The organism is Bacteroidales bacterium, assembly GCA_018334875.1.
In the GTDB taxonomy this organism is placed as follows: domain Bacteria; phylum Bacteroidota; class Bacteroidia; order Bacteroidales; family UBA12077; genus JAGXLC01.
Genome location: JAGXLC010000349.1, coordinates 1 through 4,243 on the forward strand (window position 1 = coordinate 1; position 4,243 = coordinate 4,243).

4 protein-coding genes are annotated in these 4,243 nt (G+C 43.9%); 3 read left to right on the forward strand and 1 reads right to left on the reverse strand.

Annotated elements, in window-relative coordinates; genetic code table 11:
• The first annotated feature begins 2 nt into the window (after positions 1-2).
• Complete coding sequence (locus tag KGY70_17845) at positions 3-173, forward strand: glycoside hydrolase family 97 C-terminal domain-containing protein (GenBank protein MBS3777065.1); 171 nt, start codon at positions 3-5, stop codon at positions 171-173.
• A 124-nt stretch (positions 174-297) separates the two neighbouring features.
• Here the strand turns inward: KGY70_17845 and KGY70_17850 are convergent, their stop codons facing one another.
• Positions 298-1,872 (reverse strand): DoxX family membrane protein, encoded by a 1,575-nt coding sequence (locus KGY70_17850; GenBank protein MBS3777066.1) that lies wholly within the window; start codon positions 1,870-1,872, stop codon positions 298-300.
• Positions 1,873-2,018: 146 nt separating this feature from the next.
• Here KGY70_17850 and KGY70_17855 point away from each other — a divergent pair, with 146 nt between their 5' ends.
• Together KGY70_17855 and KGY70_17860 are read left to right on the forward strand one after the other, a co-directional pair.
• Positions 2,019-3,350: a Gfo/Idh/MocA family oxidoreductase gene (locus tag KGY70_17855; GenBank protein ID MBS3777067.1), complete on the forward strand. Its 1,332-nt coding sequence runs from the start codon at positions 2,019-2,021 to the stop codon at positions 3,348-3,350.
• Positions 3,351-3,393: 43 nt separating this feature from the next.
• Complete coding sequence (locus tag KGY70_17860) at positions 3,394-4,149, forward strand: DUF1080 domain-containing protein (protein MBS3777068.1); 756 nt, start codon at positions 3,394-3,396, stop codon at positions 4,147-4,149.
• The last annotated feature ends 94 nt before the right edge of the window (positions 4,150-4,243 follow it).

Consider the following 4,243-nt stretch of genomic DNA (forward strand, 5'->3'; position numbering starts at 1 on the left):
AAATAGAAACTGATTTTATGAAAAGCGGAAAAGATTATGAAATGACACTCATTACTGACGGCGATCAACCTGAAACTTTTCATACCGAAACCCGGAATATTTCGAAAGATCAAGCATTCCAGGTTTCCCTGAAAGCCTACGGAGGGTTTACCGCTCAATTAAAAGAACCATAGTATAAGGAAAAAATTCAGAATTATTCTTGAATAATTCGGGTTAGAATTTGGTGCTTTTAATCAGTTCCTGAAACCATCATTCTCTAATTATTAAGCGCTCTTTCAAATAACGCGCTTACCTTCCTTATCCATACCAGGGTCTCTTCCTTTTGCTCGCTTTTTTAATGGCCCGGATGGCCAGATTTGCATCTTCTACAACCTGAAAATCAAACATGCCCACGCAGATGAAATCGGCCCCGTTGTCAAAAGCATACTGAAATCCGTTTTCAGGATGAATGGCTCCACCGGCAAGTACCTTATAACCCACAACGGGTTTTTTCGATTTCTCTAGATAGTTTACCGTCTCCTCCGGGAACATGCACCACATATTGTCATGATACGCCCCTTTGTGATCGGATGTTGATCCTGAAACTGCAAAGGGTACCCTTTTATCCTTCGGGGTAGCCGACCAGTAACGATCATGGTGCATGGTCTTAAAATAGAAATCGACTTCTATTCCTGCCTGGTCACATGCATGAAAAGCATGAATATCATGGGCTCCCATGCCTGCCGGATAACCTTGCCTTTTCGTATGGTCTACACACTTTTGTAACAAATCCGTATCACCGCTTTGAGCCCACCTGTCACCCGTAGCCCCGAAAATCTGAATAATATCCACGCCCATATCAATGGCCTGGTCAATATTGGCATATAGATCCTCCTTGATGGGTTTGGCCTGGATCATCGTTTGCAGATTGCTACCAAACATTTTTTTATAACGGTTTATAAGGGCTTGCTGTTCGAGCGTACAGACATTCATGGTATTGATGCCTGCCTTTTCTGCCAACATAAGGGTTTCAAATACTTTTTTCTCCGTATTATAGGCCTTGAAAAGCTGGGAGGCATACTGAAGATCTCTGGCATGTGCCCAGCCACCGATTAGGTTGCATCCCATAATCAGGCGGCTGACCTTTTTCTCTCCGCCCAAACTTCCGCGGGGGATCTCTCCTTCCAGTTCGCTAAGGGATTGGGGGTTCAATGTGATGGTACCTCCGGAAATGGCATCGGTCTCACGATAGTCTTTATTGCTCATAAAGGCCCAGGCAAAACCCCCGAGGAAAGGTAAAAAAGCCAGATGTTTCAGCATATCGCGCCTGCTTTTTGAGCCTTCGGTTTTAGCAACTGCAGGTTCCGGATTTTTCTGATTACTGCTGGAAAAAGTTGGAAACCGGAATTTTATCTTTTTTATCAGACTCCAGAGTCCAATGTTCAGAGTACTGGGGAACAACGCCAGTACAACAAGGCTTAAAAGTTCAATTAAGTTTTTGTTTACCAACAAATAATGTCCTTCCTGAGGTACCCCGAAATTGAAGCCCTGAAATGGAGGGTAAGCGATATAATAAAAGAAAAGCAGTAAGATACCTGCATATACTGCGGTACGGGCAAAAAAACCCAGGAACAATCCCAAACCGATAAGAATCAGGCCCCAGATGTTGAGAACATTCACCAACTCAAGCACCGCAGGCTGGGAAGCCATCCATTGAAAAGCCCCTGAGAGGAAGCCCTGTGAGCCTGTCAGGAAACTTTCTGCCGACCAGTTGGGATCCAACAATTTAACGATACCTTCATAAAATAAATGCCAGCCAATAATGATGCGTAACACAATGAAGCCCCATTGCTGAGGAGGTGTTAAACGGATAGAATTTTGCCTTGTTTTCATGGTAAATTTTTTTGTAAAAATATAAAAATAACTGGTTTACCCCAAAAATGGTACTTTATTTTGCATCATTCCACAGATTTTTATATTTTAGATGACACAATTATTGTAAAGAATTTATCGGTTTATAAACGTTAAAATTTATTATTATGGATCATTCCCGAAGAAATTTCATTAAGAAATCACTGACCGGCATGGCTGGTTTGACACTGGCCACGACAATCCCGGAGAGTTTAAATGCTATGTCTTCAAGAGTTTCTGCCAGCGATTCCCTGAATGTTGGTCTGATTGGTTGCAAAGGCATGGGATTTGCAAATCTGAGAGATCACCTCAAAGTGCCTGGCGTAAAGTGTGTGGCCCTTTGTGATGTGGATAAAAATATACTGGAATCCCGGGCTTCCGATGTGGAAGAGATGACCGGAAAAAAACCTGAGCTTTACCGTGATTTCAGGCGACTGATTGAGAATAAAGACATTGACATTGTGATCATCGGCACTCCCGATCATTGGCATTGCTTGCCCATGGTTATGGCTTGCCAGGAAGGCAAGGATGTATATGTAGAAAAGCCGCTGGCCAATTCCATAGAAGAATGCAACATCATGGCGGCAGCCGCCAAAAAATACAACCGCGTTGTTCAGGTAGGGCAGCAACAGAGAAGTGGCAAACACTGGAAAGAAGCTATAGATGTCATTCATGCAGGCCGTCTGGGCGAGATCAGGAAAGTTCATTTCTGGTGTAACTTTTTCTATGGCGCAGGCCCCAGGGCCGTTCCAAACAAAGCCGTCCCCGATGGCGTTGATTACGATATGTGGCTTGGACCTGCTCCCAAAAGACCGTTCAACCCCAACCGATTCCACGGGTCCTGGAGAATGTTCTGGGATTACGGTGGCGGACTACAGACAGACTGGGGCGTTCACCTGGTCGATATGGGGTTGTGGGCTTTAAATATCACCGAAACACCCAAATCGGTAACTGCTATGGGAGGAAACTTTGCCGCAGGTGACAGGGCTTGTGAAACAGCCGACACACAAACAACCATGTTTGAATTCAATGACTTTCACCTGACATGGGATCACAACGGCGGAATTCAGACCGGTCCTTATAACCGAAATTACGGTATTGCCTTTATTGGGGAAAAAGGAACCATTGTTGCAGACCGGAACAACTGGGTTTTAAATCCTGAAGAACAGGACGGCAAAAAGAGAATGGAAGAAATACCCAAACATGAAAGCGATGGCAAATCACACATAAATCATGTGGAAAATTTCATTGAGTGTGTTAAGACCAGAGAAAAACCCGCGTGCGACATAGAAACTGCCAGAAGGGCTGCTCTGTTCACCCATCTGGGAAATATTGCCTATCGCACCGGTAAAAAGCTTTATTATGACGAAGAGAAAAATGAATTTCCTTACAATCCCCCGGCCAACGATTATCTCGTTCCTGAATACAGGGATCCGTGGAATTTGCCAAAAATATCGTAAATTAGAGCTTCAATTAATAATGTCGAATTTAAATGATAAATATATGATTAACAGGTATTTTACAAAAAAACTGGTTTTAATTGGGGTTTTCGCTTTATTTACTGGAATAAGTTACGGCCAGGAAAATAACAAAACTCCTGAATCCACCGAAATCTGGGAACCTCAGCCCCGTAAAGTTGAACCGGGACAAGGAAATCAACCTCCTTCGGATGCCATCGTTCTGTTTGACGGCAATGATCTCTCCGAATGGGAGCATCCGGATGGCAGTGCTGCAAAATGGAACGTTCACGATGGTATGGTAACGGTAAAGCCCGGAACCGGTACCATCCAAACCAAAAAAGAATTCGGCGACATTCAGTTGCACATTGAATTCAAATGCCCTGAAGACGACCATGATGAGGGTCAGGGAAAAGGCAACAGCGGTGTTTTCCTTCAGGGCCGTTACGAAATTCAGGTACTGGATAACTACGAGAACAAAACTTATGCGAATGGACAGGTCGGCAGTATATACAAGCAACATATACCCCTGGTAAATGCCAGCAGAGAACCGGGAGAATGGCAGTCGTATGATGTCATTTACCAGGCTCCACGCTTCAATGATGAAGGAAGGGTGATCATTCCCTCACAAATAACCGTGCTGCACAATGGAGTGGTGATCCACAACAGTGTGAACATACAGGGCAATACCAGTTACATTGGTGCCCATCAATATGAAGAACACGATCTCAAAGAACCCCTCACGCTTCAGGATCATGGAGACCTTGTAAGCTACCGGAACATTTGGGTAAGAGAATTATAGCATCAGAGGTACTTATCCCCGGCCTTAAAAATGCCGGGGATAATTCATGTAAGAACCCGTGAAGTAGCTTATTCATAAACAAATATTAATCATC